Annotated in this window: 14 protein-coding genes; 8 read left to right on the top strand and 6 right to left on the bottom strand. The window is 71.5% G+C overall.

Annotated features, from left to right (window positions below; all coding sequences use genetic code 11):
- Positions 1–3 precede the first annotated feature (3 nt).
- Together I4Q55_RS41395 and I4Q55_RS41390 are read right to left on the bottom strand one after the other, a co-directional pair.
- The gene (locus I4Q55_RS41395) at positions 4–1,134 is read right to left on the bottom strand and encodes an FAD-dependent monooxygenase (RefSeq protein WP_206795999.1); all 1,131 of its coding nucleotides are present in this window, start codon (positions 1,132–1,134) and stop codon (positions 4–6) included.
- Between the two features lie 26 nt (positions 1,135–1,160).
- Positions 1,161–2,123, bottom strand: a complete 963-nt coding sequence (locus tag I4Q55_RS41390) for a cyclase family protein (protein ID WP_206795997.1) — start codon at positions 2,121–2,123, stop codon at positions 1,161–1,163.
- A gap of 84 nt (positions 2,124–2,207) precedes the next feature.
- Here I4Q55_RS41390 and I4Q55_RS41385 point away from each other — a divergent pair, with 84 nt between their 5' ends.
- The gene (locus tag I4Q55_RS41385) at positions 2,208–3,131 is read left to right on the top strand and encodes a LysR family transcriptional regulator (RefSeq protein ID WP_206795996.1); all 924 of its coding nucleotides are present in this window, start codon (positions 2,208–2,210) and stop codon (positions 3,129–3,131) included.
- A 94-nt stretch (positions 3,132–3,225) separates the two neighbouring features.
- Entirely contained in the window at positions 3,226–4,440 is a 1,215-nt protein-coding gene (locus I4Q55_RS41380; RefSeq protein ID WP_206795995.1) for an MFS transporter, read from the top strand.
- A gap of 41 nt (positions 4,441–4,481) precedes the next feature.
- Here I4Q55_RS41380 and I4Q55_RS41375 read toward each other — a convergent pair whose 3' ends face one another.
- The 3 genes from I4Q55_RS41375 to I4Q55_RS41365 form a co-directional block, all read right to left on the bottom strand.
- Positions 4,482–7,352 carry a glycoside hydrolase N-terminal domain-containing protein gene (locus I4Q55_RS41375; protein ID WP_307793449.1) on the bottom strand — a complete coding sequence of 957 codons (2,871 nt, stop codon included), beginning with the start codon at positions 7,350–7,352 and terminating at the stop codon, positions 4,482–4,484.
- 189 nt (positions 7,353–7,541) lie between these two features.
- Complete coding sequence (locus tag I4Q55_RS41370; RefSeq protein ID WP_206795993.1) at positions 7,542–9,098, bottom strand: alpha-L-arabinofuranosidase B; 1,557 nt, start codon at positions 9,096–9,098, stop codon at positions 7,542–7,544.
- A 306-nt stretch (positions 9,099–9,404) separates the two neighbouring features.
- Positions 9,405–10,391, bottom strand: a complete 987-nt coding sequence (locus I4Q55_RS41365; protein ID WP_206795992.1) for an ABC transporter substrate-binding protein — start codon at positions 10,389–10,391, stop codon at positions 9,405–9,407.
- A gap of 51 nt (positions 10,392–10,442) precedes the next feature.
- On the opposite strand from I4Q55_RS41365, the gene I4Q55_RS41360 reads away from it, so the two are divergent.
- From I4Q55_RS41360 to I4Q55_RS41350, 3 genes are read left to right on the top strand one after another with little or no spacing between them, the layout of a single operon-like run.
- The gene (locus I4Q55_RS41360) at positions 10,443–11,450 is read left to right on the top strand and encodes an iron ABC transporter permease (protein WP_206795991.1); all 1,008 of its coding nucleotides are present in this window, start codon (positions 10,443–10,445) and stop codon (positions 11,448–11,450) included.
- The gene (locus tag I4Q55_RS41355) at positions 11,447–12,499 is read left to right on the top strand and encodes an iron chelate uptake ABC transporter family permease subunit (RefSeq protein ID WP_206795988.1); all 1,053 of its coding nucleotides are present in this window, start codon (positions 11,447–11,449) and stop codon (positions 12,497–12,499) included. Before I4Q55_RS41360 ends, I4Q55_RS41355 begins: the two co-directional genes overlap by 4 nt.
- The gene (locus tag I4Q55_RS41350; RefSeq protein WP_206795986.1) at positions 12,496–13,308 is read left to right on the top strand and encodes an ABC transporter ATP-binding protein; all 813 of its coding nucleotides are present in this window, start codon (positions 12,496–12,498) and stop codon (positions 13,306–13,308) included. The genes I4Q55_RS41355 and I4Q55_RS41350 overlap by 4 nt, the downstream gene beginning before the upstream one ends.
- Positions 13,309–13,326: 18 nt before the next feature.
- On the opposite strand, the gene I4Q55_RS41345 is transcribed toward I4Q55_RS41350, so the two are convergent.
- The gene (locus I4Q55_RS41345; protein WP_242547694.1) at positions 13,327–14,319 is read right to left on the bottom strand and encodes an Lrp/AsnC family transcriptional regulator; all 993 of its coding nucleotides are present in this window, start codon (positions 14,317–14,319) and stop codon (positions 13,327–13,329) included.
- Between the two features lie 116 nt (positions 14,320–14,435).
- On the opposite strand from I4Q55_RS41345, the gene I4Q55_RS41340 reads away from it, so the two are divergent.
- From I4Q55_RS41340 to I4Q55_RS41330, 3 genes are all read left to right on the top strand, one after another.
- Positions 14,436–15,617, top strand: coding sequence for a M20 family metallopeptidase (locus I4Q55_RS41340; protein ID WP_206795984.1), 1,182 nt, complete (start codon positions 14,436–14,438; stop codon positions 15,615–15,617).
- Entirely contained in the window at positions 15,614–15,796 is a 183-nt protein-coding gene (locus tag I4Q55_RS41335) for a hypothetical protein (RefSeq protein WP_206795983.1), read from the top strand. The genes I4Q55_RS41340 and I4Q55_RS41335 overlap by 4 nt, the downstream gene beginning before the upstream one ends.
- A 257-nt stretch (positions 15,797–16,053) precedes the next feature.
- Entirely contained in the window at positions 16,054–16,959 is a 906-nt protein-coding gene (locus I4Q55_RS41330) for a LysR family transcriptional regulator (RefSeq protein ID WP_206795982.1), read from the top strand.
- Positions 16,960–17,111 lie beyond the last annotated feature (152 nt).

Raw genomic sequence — 17,111 nt, 5'->3', positions numbered from 1 at the left:
GGTTCAGGCGGGCTGGGTGACGAGGGCGGCGATCCGGCCGATGAGCCCGGGAACGTCGCCCTGCTCTCTGTCCAAAAGCCACTGTCCGAGCTGGACGGACGCCGCGACCACCGCCGCCGCTCGTGCGCACCGGCGGTCGGCGAACTCGGCCCAAAGGCGGTCGTCGAGGGTGTCCGCCGCCAGCAGCAGCTCGGTCAGCACGGCGGCGTCTTCGAGGGCCTGGGCGCCGCCCTGGGCCAGGGTGGGCGGGCAGGAGTGGGCGGCGTCGCCGATCAGCACCACCCGCCCCCGGTGCCACGGCGCCGGCAGGACGTGGGTCTCGAACAGGGTGTAGCTGATCCGCGAGGCGTCGGTGAGCGTGGCGCGGACGTCGTCCCACGGACCGTGGTACGCCGAAGCGAGGGCACGCATGGTGGCGAGCCGCTCGGCCGGCGGCAGGCCGCCGCGGTCCTGCGCGTCCTCGACGACGTAGGCGTAGAGCGTGTCCTCGCTGGTCGGGCAGTAGCCGGCGATGTAGGACGGGCCGCCGTAGAACAGGTCGGTCCGGGTCACCGAGGCCGGGCGCGGGCCGAACGCACGCCAGATGCCCATGCCGATCGGCCGGATCGCCGGGTCGATGCCCAGCAGCCGGCGGACCGCCGAGCGGATTCCGTCGGCGCCGACGGCGAGGTCGTAGCGGCCGGTCGAGCCGTCGGAGAAGGTGACGTCGACGCCGCTCTCGTCCTGGGCCAGCGCGCTCACCGTGAGCCCGAAGCGGACCTTCACCCCGGCCGCGCCGGCGCGCTCGTGCAGGATCCGCGCCAGGGCGGGCCGCGGCATCCCCAGCGTGGCCGGCAGGTCCGGGCCGCCGGTCCGGACTTCCGGGAACTCGGCGAGCAGGGTCCCGCCGGGGTCGGGCGCGCGCAGCCCGAGGCCGTCGAAGCAGTATCCCTCGGCCCGGACCGCTGCCCAGACGCCGAGCTTGCGCAGCTCGCGCAAGGCGTTGCCCTGCAGGGTGATCCCGGACCCGATGGCGGCGATGTCCGGCTTGATCTCGATCAGGTCGACGGCGAGGCCGTGGTCGGCGAGGTGGATCGCGGTCGCGGTACCGGCGAGGCCACTGCCGACCACGAGGACGGTGTGCACGGCGGGCATGGGGACTCCTTTGTCCGGTCGGGGAGCTACTTGACGGCGATCGGGGCGACCGGCGCGCCGACCGCGCCGGTCACCGGCAGCGGGTCGGCGGTCAGCCAGAACTCGTACCGGCCGTCGGCGGCGCAGTCCGCGGCCAGCGTGTCGAGGTCCCACATCTCGCCGAGGAACAACCCGATGTGCGGGATGGCGACCTGGTGCAGCGGCTGGAAGGCGTCGTCGAACTCGTTGGGCCGGACCTCGAACCCCCACGTGTCGGTGGCGATCGCGGCGATTTCGGTGCCGTGCAACCACTCCGCGGTGGTGAACGACAGGCCGGGCGCGGGGCCGCCCGCGTAGTCGCCCCACCCCTCGCGCCGCGCGCGGGCGAGCCGTCCGGTCCGCACCAGGAGCAGGTCACCCCGGCCGACGCGCGCGGTTTCCCCTTGTGCGGCCATCGTTTCCTCGAGGTGCGCCACGGTGATCGCGAACCCGTCCGGCAGTTCGCCGTCCGTGCCGAGCGCGCGGCCGACGTCGAGCAGGACTCCGCGCCCGGCGATCCGGCCCGACACCGTCTCGATCCCGGTGACGCGATCGCCTTCGCTGGTCACGACGTCCCCGGCCCGGCGGCCGTTCCAGGCCACGCCGTGGTCGAAGATGTGCCCCAGCCCGTCCCACTGCGTCGACGCCTGCAGGGGCATGAACACCACGTCGTCGGCGCCGCCGATGCCGTGCGGGAAGCCCTGGGTGCCGCGCTCGGCGTCCAGGCCGGTGTCGAGCATCGTGTGCACCGGGTTGGTCCGGCGGCGCCAGCCCTTCTGCGGGCCGTCCGCCTCGAACCGCTGCGCCAGCGAGAAGCTCACGCCCCGCCGGACCAGGGCCGCGCCTTCGCGGCGCTTGGCGTCGTCGAGGAAGTTCAGAGTGCCGAGGACGTCGTCGGCACCCCAGCGGCCCCAGTTCGAACAGCGTTTCGCGGCGGCGGCGATCGCGGCTTCGGGATCGGTGCGGTCCATGCCGCTCACGGTGCGGCACGCCACAGCATCAGGGAAGACGAAATAGCCAATGCGGACTATCAGCCCGATGGATAACCTCAGGTGGTGAACCTGGCGAGCTTGGACCTGAACCTGCTGGTGACGCTCGACGCGCTGCTGGAGCACCGCAGCGTGAGCCGGGCCGCCCAGCAGGTCGGCCTCAGCCAGCCCGCGGTCTCGGCCCAGCTGGCCCGGCTGCGCCGGCACTTCGGCGACGAACTCCTGGCCCGCCACGGCAACCAGTACCGCCTCACCCCGCTGGCCGTCCAGTTGCGCGGCCGCGTGCAAACGGCGGTGAACGGCGTGGAGCGCGTCTTCACCGCCGAACCGGACTTCGACCCGGCGACCACCTCGCGGGAGTTCTCCCTCGCCATGACCGACTACGGCGTCGCAGTCCTCGGCTCCCCGCTGGCCGCCGCTCTGGCGCAGGAGGCACCCGGCGCCCGCGTGCGGTTCATCGCCAACACCCCGGCGCTCGTCGACAACGCCCGCCAAGCACTCACCGGCATCGACCTGCTGGTCCTGCCCCACGGCTTCCTCGAGGGCCTCCCGCACCAAGACCTCCACCGCGACGACTGGGTCTGCCTGGTCGACGCCGGGCACCCCGCGGTCGAGCACGGGCTGACGGTGGAGCAGCTGCGGACCATGCCGTGGGTGGTCACCTACCACAGCCCGACCGCGTCGACCCCGGTCGTGCGGCAGATGCGGATGCTCGGCATCGAACCGCACGTCCAGGTCGTCACGGAGAACTTCCTGACCGTCCCGGGCCTCGTCGCCGGCACCGGCCGGGTCGCGCTGCTGCAGCGACGGCTCGCCGAGCGCATCCCGGCCGAGGAGAACGTCCGGGCGCTGGCCTGTCCCTTCGACGCCGGACCGCTGCTCGAGGCGGCCTGGTGGCACCCGATGTACGAGCACGATCCCGAGCACCGGTACCTGCGCGAACTGCTGACGCGGATCGCCACCGGCGGCACCGGGCATCCACCGCGCTGATACCGCGGTTCACCAGAAGTGATTTCCGCTCCCCCGCCGCGGAATTCACACTTTCGGCACCTCCCTGGACCAACGACGGAATTCAGGTGCCGAAATGCCCGCAAGCCCAGCCGTGAACCTGTCACCGGCAGCCTCTGCCACCGGCCGCTCCCCCGGACCGGTCCAGCTGCTCCTGCTGCTCGCCGGGAGCTGCCTGTCGGTGCTCGGCGCCGTCCTCATCGCGCCCGTCCTGCCGCAGCTGTCCCGGGCGTTCGCGGACACGCCCGGCGCCGAAGTCCTCGTCCCGATCGTGCTGACCGCGCCGGCGCTGCTGATCGGGCTGACCGCGCCGTTCGCCGGCGTCGTCGCCGACCGGATCGACCGGAAACGGTTGCTGCTGCTGGCCATGCTGGCCTACGCCGGGTTCGGAACGGCTCCGCTCTACCTGGACTCGCTCGGGGCGATCCTCGCGAGCCGGGTGCTCGTCGGGCTGTGCGAGGGCGCGATCATGACCTGCTGCACCACCCTCATCGGTGACTACTGGTCAGGCGCGCGCCGGGCGCGTTACCTGGGCCTGCAGACCCTGGTCGCCACCTTGTCGGCCACGGCGTTCCTGGCGCTCGGCGGCGTTCTCGGCGCGTCGGGCTGGCGCACGCCGTTCTGGCTCTACGCCGTCGCCGCCCCGCTGGCGATCCCCATGGCGCTCAAGCTCTGGCAGCCGCACCGCCGGCCGCCCGGCCACCTGGTGAGCCTGCCCTGGCGGCAGCTGGCCGTGCCCTGCCTCGTCACCCTGTTCGGCGGCGTCGTCTTCTACGCCCTGATCGTCGAACTGTCCTTTGTGCTCACCGGCGTGGGCGTGGCCGCCACCGGGACCATCGGGGCGATCTCCGCGGTCATGTCCCTGGCGACGGCCGCGGGAGCGATCGCGTTCAGCCGCCTGTCCGGCAGGACACCCCGGGTGCTGCTGCCCGTCGAGTTCGGCCTCTCCGCCGCGGGGCTCCTCCTCGTGTTCGCCACCGCCTCACCGGTCGTCATCACCATCGGCGCGGTCTTCACCGGCTTCGGCACCGGCATGCTGCTGCCCACCCTGCTGACCTGGGCGGTCAACCGGCTCACCTTCGACCAGCGAGGCCGCGGCACCGGCCTGTGGACCGGCACCCTGTTCCTCGGCGAGTTCACGTGCCCGCTCGCCCTCGCCGCGATCGGCACCGGCACCGGCGGCCTCCAGGGCGCGCTCGCCGTCCTCGGCGTCGCGTCCGCGATCGCCGGCGTCCTGACCGCGTTCCTGCTGCGCCAGAACAACCAGCCGCTCGACGTCACCGACGGCTGACTTCCCGCCACGACAGCGTGGCCGACGCCGAGCGGCCGGGGTCATCCGTCGACGAGCTGCCACTGCTGGTTGGTGCCGGTGTTGCCGGGCCAGGCGAGCACCCGGGCGCCGTCGCCGGCCGAGCCGCCCTCCACGTCGGCGCAGAGGCCGGTGCGGACGTTGACGAGCCGGTGGTAGCCGTCGCCGGTGCCGGTGAGCTGCCACCACTGGTTGTCGGCGCCGGTGTCCTGCGCCTGGTCCAGCTGGGTGCCCTGGCCTGCTCCCGCCGGGCACTGGAGCAGCCGGCCGCTGTTGCGGTTGACCAGGCGGACCGAGCCGTCCGGGTTGGGCAGGACCTGCCACTGCTGGTTGGCACCGCCGGTCCAGGTCCACTGGACGACCTTCACTCCGTCGGCCGTTCCGCCGCCGGTGACGTCGAGGACCTTCCCGCTGCGCCGGTTGACCAGCCGCGCGTATCCGTTCTCCAGCGCGACCGTGAGGTCGACGCGCCGGTCCGCCGCCAAGGACACGACCCGGGCGTGCGAACCCAGCGGCGAGGGGGTGACGGGCGCGGACGTGGTCACCGACGTCATCCCCCGGCGGCTGATCAGCGTGACTTCCTGGGCGATCGCCGACGTCACCGACAGCGTGACCGTGCGTGCCGGCAGGTCCCAGCCGAGGCTGTGGACCCGGATCCGGCCACGCGCCCGCACGCCGGTGATCGACCCCTTGGCCAGCTGCCCGGGCAGCGCGGGGAGCAGCTCCAGCACCCCCGGCCGCGAGTAGAGCAACGCCTCGGCCAGCACCGCGGGGATCGCGTGGGCGGCGTCGGCGTTGTAGGTCTGCAGGTTCGGGTTGTGCGACGTCATCAGCGACCGGAAGACCATGCTGTTGCCGAGGATCTTGCGGAGATTGGCGTACACCTTCCCGCCGTCCTTGAGCCGGGCGGCGGCCAGTGCGCGGTGCAGGCTGCCGTGGGCCGAGAGGTTCTCGTCGCCGCGCAGTTCCAGGGCCCGCAGCGCGGGGGCGACCAGCTCCGGCCGGGTCTCGGGGTTGAGCTCGTGCAGCGGCCAGGCGCCGTACAGGTGGTGGACGTGCCGGTGGTTGTAGTTGTCGGTGAGGCTCGGCCACGACCACTCCGCGAGGGCGTTGTCGCCGTTGACCCGGTACGCGGGCAGTCTCCCGAGCAGCGCGGTCCAGCGCTGGACGCCCTGGCCGCTGCCCTGTTCCACGCCGAGCGCGTTCGCCGCGGCGATGGCGGCCTGCAGCGCGTGCTTGCCGGCCATGATGTCGCCGGTGGCGTTGACCGACAGGAGCACGCGGGTGTTGCCGGGCGCGTTCTCCATCGAGAACGACGGGACGAAGACGACCTTGCCGCCGGTGTCGGTCCGGGTCAGGAAGTCCTCGTAGAACAACGCCAGCTCCATGAGCGCGGGGCCCAGTTTGTCCCGCAGGAACGCCTGGTCGCCGGTCGTCTCCCAGTACTCGACGAGCGGGTACAGCAGCCAGTCGGCCCCGCCGGTCCAGGTCTGGCCGGGGAAGCCGCTGTCGAAGTGGAGCATGTGCCCGTACTCGCCGTCGGTCCGCGACGGGGCGAGGAAACCCCTTGCGCCGTAAAGATTCCGCGCGTTGGTGCGCCACTGGGCGAGTTGCCCGAGGACGAGTGCGAAGTAGCCTTGCATGGCCTCGGGGGTGTCCAGGATGTTGCCGCCGGCGACCTGGAGGTTGACGTTGGCGTCGGTGGTGAAGTCGTCGGCCCAGGCGCCGGTCCAGGTCCCGGTCCAGATCCCCGTCAGCCGCGGCGGCAGGATTCCGCTGGAGCTGATGAACAGGTACCGCCCCGAGTCGTAGAGCCGCTCCAGCAGCGCGAGGTCGATGACGCCCTGGTTGCCGTTCTGCCGGCTGATCAGCCGGGTGACCGGCAGCGCCCGGTCGGCGGCGGAGACGTTCAGGTCCAGCCGGGAGCGGTCGTACCAGGCGGTGTGGATCGCGGTGTGCCGTGAGAGCAGCACGGCGTAGCCGGTCTCGGTCGAGGCCAGCGCCGCGTGCAACGGCTGGGTGTCCCACGCACCCGGGGTCTCGTACCGATCGAGCTTGGTGAGCAACAGCAGGCGGGTCGCGCCGGAGACGACGACGGTGCTCCCGGCGGCCGAGACGCTGCCCCCGGCCGGGACGACGCGCGTGACGCCTTCGTAGCCGAACGCACCCTGCCCGGCGGGGTACGTGCCGCGCAGGTTCAGGTAACCGGACCCGCCGGCGACGGTGGCGCGGGTCGTGAAGCCCACGTTCCCGGGCGTGCCCTCCAAGGCGGTGTACACGCTCAAGGTCGCGTCGATCGTCCGGCCGGGGGCCGGTGTCAGTTCGTGGACGATCACGCGGTCGGCGCGCGAGACGAACGCCCGGCGGGTCCAGGTGCCGGAGCCGTCGGCCCAGGAGGTGGTGACTTCGCCGGTGCGGAAGTCGGTCGTGCGGACGTAGCCGGTGGCGGTGGTCATGTCCGGCGTCGCGATCCGGAGCTCGTACGCCGGGTGGTAGGTCTGGGTCCACCGCAGCGACCAGCCGGCCGCGAAGTCCCGGTTCGCCCCGGCGTAGTCACCGGCGAGCGCCTTGTCCCGGACACCGGCCAGGCGGCCCGCGATCACCGGCGGGACAACCGATCGGGAGCCGTTCGGCAGCACGAAGCGGTGGTGGTTGAAGATCACCTTTTCCAGGGTGGGTGCGCCGTACAGCACGGCACCGTACTCACCGTTGCCGGTCAGGAAACCGTCCGGCCAGGACGTGGCCGGGGCGGTGTCGTGGATACCGCGTTCGGGGAGGGTGATCCGCGGGGCCGCCCCCGCGCCGGCCAGAAACCCGCCGGGCAGCGCCGTGGCTCCGGCGGTCAGCGCGGCGACGGTGAGAAAGCCTCTGCGGTCGAAGGGCAGGTCCGGCACGCGAACTCCTTTCGCGGATGCGGCTTCTTCGTCGACCGGATCTTCCGGCTTTCCCGCACCCGTGTCCAGGAGATCTGCCATTACCGAGGTAATCACCCGTGTAATTACCATTCGATCAATTCAACGGAACGAGCACGGCTTCCCCGCGACGCCGCGGGGAAGCCGTGCTCGCGACCGGTGGGTGTCTCGTCAGCCCCAGGGCGAGGCGACGAGCCAGCTGGTGTCCTGGGCCCACGACGTCGTCGCGTCCCAGGCGTTGCTCCCGCCGTTGCTCGCCACATAACCCGTGAAGTTGTAGTGGCGGAGGTACTTCGCCGGATAGTTGACCGACTGGAAGGACCGCCCGGCGCCGCTGTTGCCCGTGGTGGGGCAGAACGTCGCGTCCTGCGCGAAGGCACTGCCGCCGTCGTCGGCGTTCAGGTGGAGCTGGAACCCGAAGTGGCGCAGGAACCGTCCGGGTTGGTCGGCCGATTCGAAGGTCAGGCAGGAGGTGTTGGCCAGGCCCGCCCGGACGATCCAGGTCGCGCCGGCCTTGAGGGTGGCCGTGCTGGTGGAGCCGACGGCGGAGAGGACGACCTTGTCGTCGGCGTCGTTGTGGCGCAGGTAGTCGGACGTGCAGCACGCCGTCGTCGCCTGGAGGGAAACCTTCGAGCCCGGGGTAAGCGTTCCGGCGCCGGTCGGGGCGCTGCTGTAGCCGGCCGCGGTGATGTTGGCCTGGACCGCGTTCTCGGTGGCGTCCGAGGGGTAGCCCGCGGTCATGACGCCCTCGTAGAAGGTGCCGCGGCCGCTGACGCTGTTGTCACCGCCGATGCCGAGGATGATCGCCCCCTGCTTCTTCATCGGGTTGTAGCCGGCGACGTTGGGGCGCACCCCGCTGTAGTAGGTGGACAGGCCGCCCGACTGCGCGTTGGCGCCGCGGATGGCCCACTGGTTCGGACCACCCTTGACGATCGCGGTCTGGAACCGGTTGGTGACCGTCGGGTCGCCCGCGTTGAAGTGCTGGTTCACCCCGGAGAACAGGCCGTTCTCCAGGTCGGCCATGATCCAGGGGCCGGCGCCGCTGCCGTAGCCCCAGCCCTTGTCGTTGCCGAAGTAGATGGCCTCCATGGTGCCGTTGCCGTCGTCGTTGCCGCTCGTCTCGGCGTTGCCGTAGTCGAAGCAGCAGCCGCCGTTGTAGTTCGTGCCGTCGAAGATCGCGTACATCCCCTCCGGCTGGTCACCGGTCGCGATGCCGTGGGTGTTGTTGTTGCGGTAGCCGGTGCCGGGGGCCACGGAGACGCCGTACGCCCGGTGGCCGCCGACCGTCACTGGTGCCTCGAAGGCGTTGGCGAGGTTGTCGTTGCCACCCGCGGCCGGCCCGGGCCAGTGCCCCTTGAGCGCCTGGGTGAGGTGATTGCCCTTGCCGGACTCGTCGTAGATGACGGTGATCACGCAACTGGTGTTGGCGCAGAAGGAATCCTGCGCGGCGGCGTCGGCGTACCCGCCGGCGGTCAGCACGCCGATGTCCTTGGTCGTGTTGTCGGACGCGCGCCGCACCTGGTACAGCGGGCCGTCGTAGGTCCCGTACAGGGCACGGGTGGTGCTGTGCGCGGCCACGCACGGGGTGTTGCCCGCGGCGTAGATGTCGCACGGTCCTTGGACGGCGGCCTGCGAGGTGGTGGCCGTGGCCGCGAGCAGACCGGCGGCAAGGGTGGTGGCGGTACCGGCCGCCAGGAGGGCGCGGCGGATCCTCGGTCGACGGGTCATCGAATCTCCTTCACACGATGGGAAATGCGTCACTGGACTTCCGGTGCGTGATCAGCCTTGTTCACCGATGACGAATGTTAGCGCTAACAGTTCAGGCGGCGAGCGGCTCCCGCTCGAAGTTCGGGATGGGAGCCATCACTATCAACGTTCGCCGGGAGCACGTCAAGATGCCAGCCGAGCCAACGGACAGCTTCGGGTCCCTATGTCCCTTATGGACGGATTTGCTGTCCCTTTGGCGGGACTCAGGTGTTCGAGGCCGCCTGCTCGTCGCCGCGGCTTGGCGACGAGCAGGCGGGATCTTCGTCGTCAGCTCCGTGCGGGGTCGACGCCGAACTGCTTGGCGAGGTCGTCGAGCATCGCCTGGGCGCCCTGGAGGCTCACGGAGGTGAACCACGTCGTGTCGTCGACGTCGGTGATCGTTCCCTTGAGCGTGCCCCACAACGGGTTGCCCTGGAACTTGGCCTTCGGGTCCTCGGCCGTCTTGGTCGGGTCGGCGTAGGAGGCGACGAAGACGCGGTCGGCGTCGAGCTTGCCGATGTCCTCCTGGCTGAGGTCGGTCGAGATCTTGTCCTTGCTGTCGGGCTGGCCCGCCGGGCGCACGAGACCGGCGTCGGCCATCACGGTGCCGGGGAACGAGGCACCGCTGTAGAGGCGGACCGTGGGTTCGCCCTCGACGAAGCGGACGACGGACACTGCCGGCTGCTTGCCGAGCTTGGCCTTGATCTCCTCGCCGACCTTCTTCGCGCGCTGCTCGTAGGCGCCGATCTTCTGCTCGGCGAGCTGTTCCTTGCCCAGCGCCTTCGCCAGCAACCGGATGTTGTCCTTCCAGGTGGCCCCGGTGGTCTGGCTGAACACCGTGGGCGCGACCTTGGCGAATTCGGCGTAGAACTTCTCGTGCCGGACCTTCGCGGAGACGATCAGGTCGGGCTTGATGTCGTAGAGCTGCTCGATGTCGGGGCTTTCCAGCGGGCCGATCTCCTTGGCGGTCTCGGCGTACTTGCGGTCGTCGCCGAGGTAGCCGGGCAGCTTGTCGTAGTTGCGGTACTTCGTGTAGGCCACGACCTTGGTCTCGAGGGCGAGCGCCGCGTCGACGTAGCTCGAGTCGAGCGCCGCGACGGTCTGCGGCTGCTTGTCGAGCACAGCCGACCCCATCACGTGCTGGATCGTCCGCGGATAGCCGCCTTGGCTCGCCCCCTGCGCCGACGGCCGGCCGTCGCCACTCCCGCAGGCGGTCAGGGCGAGGCACGCGGCCAGGGACAGGGCGGCGGCGGCGGTGTGCCGGGGTCGGGTCATGGACTGCTCTTTCTCTATGGTTAGGCTGGCCTAAGAGAGGCTAAGGTGGTCATGTCCACTGTGGAAGTTCGAGTAAGCAAGGCGACAGTTCTGGCCGCCTTGGTCGCCGCGCTGGCCCTGGTGTGCGTGGCGAGCGTCGCGATCGGTGCGCACGCGATTCCGCTCGGTGTCGTCTGGGACGCGCTCACCCGGCCGACCGGCGCTCCCGACCACCTCATCGTCCGGTCGCTGCGGATCCCGCGCACGCTGCTGGGTGTCCTGATCGGACTCGCGCTCGGCGCCGCCGGGGCCCTGATGCAGGGCCACACCCGCAACCCGCTCGCCGACCCCGGGCTGCTCGGCGTGACCCAGGGTGCGGCCTTCGCGGTCGTCTTCGCCGTCGTCGTCCTCGGCGTGCACGGCCTGCCCGCCTTCATCTGGTTCGGCTTCGCGGGAGCGCTGCTCGCCAGCGTCGTGGTGTTCCTGCTCGGCGCCGTCGGTGGCCGGGGCGCCACGCCGGTGACGCTGGCGCTGGCCGGGGCGGCGGTGAGCGCCCTGCTGAACGGCGTGATCTCGGCGATCGTGCTCGGCGACGAGCGCGGGATGGAGACCTACCGGTTCTGGCGCGTAGGGTCGATCGCCGGCCGGGACTACGCCGTCGCCGGGCAGATCACCCCGTTCCTCGTCGCCGGTCTGCTCCTCGCGGCGCTCAACACCCCGGGGCTGAACACCCTGTCCCTCGGCGAAGACGTCGCCGTCACGCTCGGCCAGAACGTCCGGCGGACCCGGATTCTCGGGATCGTGGCGATCACCGTGCTGACCGGCTCCGCGGTCGCCGCCTGCGGGCCGATCGCGTTCCTCGGCCTGATCGTGCCGCACCTGGCGCGGGCGCTCAGCGGACCGGACTACCGCTGGCTGGTGCCGTTCTCGGCCCTGCTGGGCGCGCTCCTGCTGCTGGCCGCCGACCTGCTCGGCCGGGTGCTCGCCTCGGACAGCTTCGAGGTCGGCATCATGCTCGCGCTCCTCGGCGCGCCGACGTTCATCCAGCTGGTCCGGCGGAAGGGTTTGGCACGGATATGAAACCGGTCTTCCGGGCCGGCCCGGTCGCGTGGCGGGTACGGCCGCGGGCACTGGCCGTGGTGCTGACGGCGGCCGCGGCCTTGGTCGTGGTCGCCGCGCTGAACATCGGCAAGGGCAGCTCCCCCATCGGCGTCCTCGACGTGCTCGAGACGCTGCTGGGCGGCGGCACCGCCCGCGAGCGGGGCATCATCTTCGACCTGCGGCTGCCCCGGACCCTGACCGGCGTCGCCGTCGGCGCGGCGCTGGGGCTTTCCGGCGCGGTCTTCCAGTCCGTCGCCCGGAATCCCCTGGCCGGCCCGGACGTGCTCGGCATCACCTGGGGCGCCGGGGTCGGTGCCGTCGGGGTGATCGTCATGAGCGGGTCCGGTGGCCAGGTCAGCGGCCTGACCGGCGCCCTCGGCGTGCCGCTGGCCGGGCTGGCCGGCGGGCTGCTCGCCGGCGTCCTGCTCTACGCGCTGTCCTGGCGCCGCGGCATCGACGGCTACCGCATGGTGCTGGTCGGCATCGGGCTTTCGGCAGTCGGCGCCAACCTCGTCTACTGGCTGCTGACCATCGGGGACGTCGACAACGCGGCCAGGGCCACCACCTGGATCGTCGGCAGCCTCGCCGACGTCGGCTGGGAATCCGTGGGCCCGGTGCTGCTCGGCCTGCTCCTGCTCGCGCCGCCGGTGCTGTTCCTCGGCCGCACCATCGGCGGCCTGCAGTACGGGGACGACACCGCGCGCGGGCTCGGCATCCGGGTGGACGCGGCGCGGGGCGCGCTGCTGTTGCTGGCCGCCGGGCTGGCCGCGGTCGCCACCGCGGCGGCCGGGCCGATCACCTTCGTCGCCCTCGCCACCCCGCAGATCGCGCTCCGCCTGGCGAAGTCCGCCCAGCCACCACTCGTGGGCTCGATGGTCCTCGGCGCACTGCTGACGGTGAGCGCGGACTTCGTCGTCCGGCTGGCTCCCGGCGTGTCCGGGCTGCCGGTCGGCGTGCTCACCGCGATCCTCGGCGCGCCCTACCTGATCTTCCTGTTCATCCGGAGCGCGAAGGGAGCGCGGGCATGAACCCCCGACTGCGAGCGCGGGAGCTGAAGCTCGGTTACGGCGAGGACCTCGTCGTCGACGGGCTCGACCTGGACGTGCTCGACGGCACCGTCACCGCCATCATCGGCCCCAACGGCTGCGGCAAGTCGACCCTGCTGCGGGCGCTGGCCCGGCTGCTCAAACCCCGCGGCGGCGCGGTGCTGCTCGACGGCGACCGGATCGACAAGCTGCCCACCCGCGAGGTCGCCAAGATCGTCGGATTGCTGCCGCAGTCGCCGGTGGCGCCCGAGGGCCTCACGGTCGCCGACCTGGTCCGGCGCGGCAGGCACCCGCACCAGAGCTGGTACCGCCAGTGGTCCGGCACCGACGACGAAGCGATCGACCGCGCGCTGTCCCTCACCGGCATGGACACCCTCGCCGCCCGGCTGGTGGACCAGCTCTCGGGCGGGCAGCGCCAGCGTGCCTGGATTTCGATGGCGCTCGCCCAGGAAACGGACCTGCTGCTGCTCGACGAGCCGATCACCTACCTCGACCTCGCGCACCAGGTCGACGTCCTCGACCTCGTCCACCGGCTGCACCGCGAGCGCGGCACCACGGTCGTGATGGTGCTGCACGACCTGAACCTCGCCGCCCGCTACGCCGGCACGCTGGTGGCGATGCGCGGCGGCCGGATCGTCGCCCAGGGCCACCCCGCCGACGTGCTGACCGAACCCTTGCTGGACCAGGTTTTCGGGCTCGAAGCCAAGGTGATCCCGGATCCCGTGGCGGGCACGCCGCTGGTCCTGCCCGTCAGCGCGCACCTGCGAGCGTCCGGCAGCACGGGAACCTGACCGCCCCTCGGCGCCGGGCTACGGCGACACCCACGGGTCGATGGGCACCACGTCGGTGATCCGGCCGGCGTCGTCGAGCAGGCAGCCCATTCGTTTGGCCGCGTGGAGGGTGACCGCCCGGTCGGTGAGGGTGAGCGCGGGGAGTTTTCCGGCGAGTTCCGCTTCCAGCCGCTGGACATCGCCGAGAGAACGCAGCCACAAGGTCAGCACGAGGTTGTCCGCTCCGGTGGTGGCCGCGCACAGGCGGACCTCCGGCAGCTCGGTCAGGGCGGTGGCGGTCCGGTCCAGCTCGTTCGGTGGTACCCGCGCCCAGAACGTCGCGGCGACGGGCCATCCGGTGACGGGCTGGGCGACCTCGCAGCGCAGGGACAGCAGGCCGCCGCCGATCATCTCGTTGAGCCGGCGGCGGACGGTGGACCCGCTGCTCGCCGTGCGGGCCGCGATGTCGGCCGCGGGGCTCCGGCCGTCGCCCAGGGCGCGGAGCACTTCCCGGTAGTCGTCCTTCCAGACGGGCCGGTTTCCGGCTTTCGGCGGGCTGGGGACACGGTGCTGCGGCGACAGCGCGTCGAGCCGCCACTGGTTGCCCTCGCCGTAGACGGTGGTGACCGCGTGGGTCCGCGTCCCGCGTAGCCCGGGAAGCTGCTGGAGCTTCTCGAGGACGAGCCGGGACAGCGTCGCCAGGTCGGGGGTCAGCACGGTCAGGAACAGGTCCCGGCCACTGCTGACGATCGAGATCGAGGCGATCTGCGGGACACGGGACAGCACCTCCACCGCATGCGCGCGGGCGGTCGGCTGGAGATCCACTTCGATGAACGCGTTGCAGTGGTCCTGCGCCCACCGCCGGACTTCGGGATAGGCGGTCACCCGGGCGGAGCCGGCCTCGACGAGCCCTTGCCAGCGCCGCGCGGCGGTCCCGGGGTCGACGCCGAGCGACCGGCCGATCTCCTGCCAGGTCGCGCGGGGTGCCGCCTGTAGCGCGTGCACGAGCTTGAGATCTGTTTCGTCAGGCATGAGCACATCCGGCATAAATGACCACTCCGTGCGCGAAATTCCCGATTTGGGCCCTCAGCGTGACATCGGTCGCGATTCTCGGCAAGGAGCCCGACGACGCCTGAGGAGACTGCCCGATGTCCGTGCACGAGGACGCCACCGCGATCCGCGACGATCTGGTCCGGCTGCGCCGCCGGCTGCACGCCGAACCCGAGATCGGCCTGGACCTGCCGCGCACCCAGGAGAAAGTGCTCGCCGCGCTCGACGGGCTGCCACTGGAGGTGTCGCTCGGGAAATCACTGAGCTCCGTGACCGCGGTCCTGCGGGCGCCCCGGCCGGGTCCGGTCGTGCTGCTGCGCGCGGACATGGACGCCCTGCCCGTGCAGGAGCGCACCGGACTCGGCTACGCGTCCCGGGTCGACGGCGTCATGCACGCGTGCGGACACGACCTCCACACCGCCATGCTGGCCGGCGCCGCGCACGTGCTCGCGGCGAGGCAGGACGCGTTGCCCGGGGACGTGGTCTTCATGTTCCAGCCCGGCGAGGAGGGCTGGGACGGCGCGGCCGCGATGATCGCCGAGGGCGTGCTGGACGCCGCGGGAAAGCCACCGGACGCGGCGTATGCGCTGCACGTGTTCGGTGCCGCCGTACCGCACGGGGTGTTCACGGCCCGCCCCGGCACGACGATGGCGGCCTCCGACGGACTCGAAGTCACCGTGGTCGGCTCCGGCGGGCACGGCGCCCGGCCGCATCGCGCGGCCGACCCGATCCCGGTGGTGTGCGAGATCGTCACGGCACTGCAGACCCTGGTCACCCGCCAGTCCGACATCTTCGACCCGGTGGTCCTGACCGTGGGCTCCCTGCACGCCGGGACGCGGCGCAACGTCATCCCCGGCACCGCGAAGTTCGAAGCGACCCTGCGCACGTTCTCCGCCGCCGCCAAGGCCCGGATCAAGGACGCCGCCATCACCTTGGCCGAGTCCGTCGCCCGCGCCCACGGTCTGCGTGCCGAGGTGACCTACCTCGACGGATATCCCATGACCGTCAACGACCCGCGGGAGACGGCGTTCGTCGCCGACACCGTCCGAGAGGTGCTCGGCGGGCATCGGTTCCGCCCGTTGGCCCACCCCTTGCCCGGTGGCGAGGACTTCTCCCGGGTCCTGCACCGGATCCCCGGCGCCTTCGTCCTGCTCGGCGCGGGCGACGGCACCACGGACAACCATTCGCCGCTCGCCGAGTTCGACGACGCGGTCCTGCCGGACGGCGCCGCCGTTCTCGCCGGACTGGCCCTGCGCCGCGGACGGGGAGCGCTGTCGTGATCGTCCTCCTGCTGATGCTGGCCGGCGGTGCCGCCCTGGTGATCACCGGCATCGTCCAAGGCCGCCCCGCCACGGCGATCCTCGGCGGTGTCGTGCTCGTCTTCCTCCTGTGGGGGTTGGCCGCCGGCGGGTCCGGCGGTGACGACGACTGCGGTGACGCCGGCGACGGGGATGCCTGAGTACTCCCCGGATCGCGGCGGAAATGCCCGCCGTACACCGGCTTCGCCGGTACCGCATCGGCCGTCCGTCGCAACCTCGGCGGCGTCCGCGCGGGGCTCGGCCGCCGGTTGGCGGCAGGCCCTGCACCTACGGGCAGAAAGTTCCGCCCATAAGGGCCATGGCGTTCGACGTCCGAGCCTGCCGCCACCCGGAGCGCGCAAGCTGGAATTGTGCCCTTCTACAACGCGGACAACGAAAGATCCGGTAAGACACGAAGATGAACGCAGCATCCGCCCGCCTGCGCGACGTCGCCCGCTCGCCGGAAGCGACCGGCTTCGCCCAGGATCCGCTGTCCAAGATCGACTTCAACTTGCTCATCCCGTTGCAGGTCCTCCTCGTCGAGGCGAACGTCACGCGCGCGGCGGAGCGCACCGGGGTCACCCAGCCGGCCATGAGCGGGTCTTTGGCCAGGCTGCGCCGGCACTTCGGCGATCCGTTGCTGACGCGGGACGGACGCGGCATGAAGCTGACACCGTTCGGCGCCGCCCTGGTGGAGCCGGTCAACCACGCCGTCGACGCCCTGCGTTCGGCACTGGGCGGCCGCCGCACGTCGATGCCCCGCCCGGCCGGGCGCACGTTCACCATCGCGACCAGTGACTACGTCTCGATCATCCTGGTCAAGCCGCTTCTGCAGGCGCTCCGGGCGGCCGCGCCGGACGTGTCGCTGAAGATCGTCCCGACCGGCGAAGACATCCTGTCACCCCTGGACGGCGACACCTGCGACCTCCTCATCGCACCGAGGTCACTGGTGCCGCAAGGCAAGGTGAACCACCACAGCCGGCACCTGTGCACCGACACGTTCGTGGCGGTCGCGGACGCGGGCAACGCCACGCTCGGCGAAAGCATCCGGCACAACCGCGAGGTGCCCGGTATCGAAGCAGGCTGTTACACCGCGGGAAGTTTCGTCGCACGGATGTGCCTGGTCGCGGACACCCCGATGATCACCCTGGTCCCAGCACGGCTTTATGAGCTGCTCGGCCGGAAAATCGGCCTGCGCGCGATCCCGCTCGAGACCGAGGTGTCCCTGCACGAGACCATGTACTGGCACCCCAGGCACAACGCCGACCCGGACCACATCTGGCTCCGCGACAAACTGAGCGACGTCGCACGATCTCTCCGGTGACCGGCGGCATCACCGAGCCGGGAGCCGGAAGGCGTTGATGCCTTCGATGTGCTTCGCGCGTTTCTCTTCGTTACGGACGCCGAGGCCTTCCTGCGGGGCGAGGGCGAGCACGCCGACCTTGCCCTGGTGGGCGTTGCGGTGCACGTCGAGAG

The sequence above is a fragment of the Amycolatopsis sp. MtRt-6 genome, assembly GCF_017308975.1.
GTDB lineage: Bacteria > Actinomycetota > Actinomycetes > Mycobacteriales > Pseudonocardiaceae > Amycolatopsis.
Note: the sequence above shows the minus strand (reverse complement) of the source record. Positions and strands in the feature narration are given on the sequence as shown.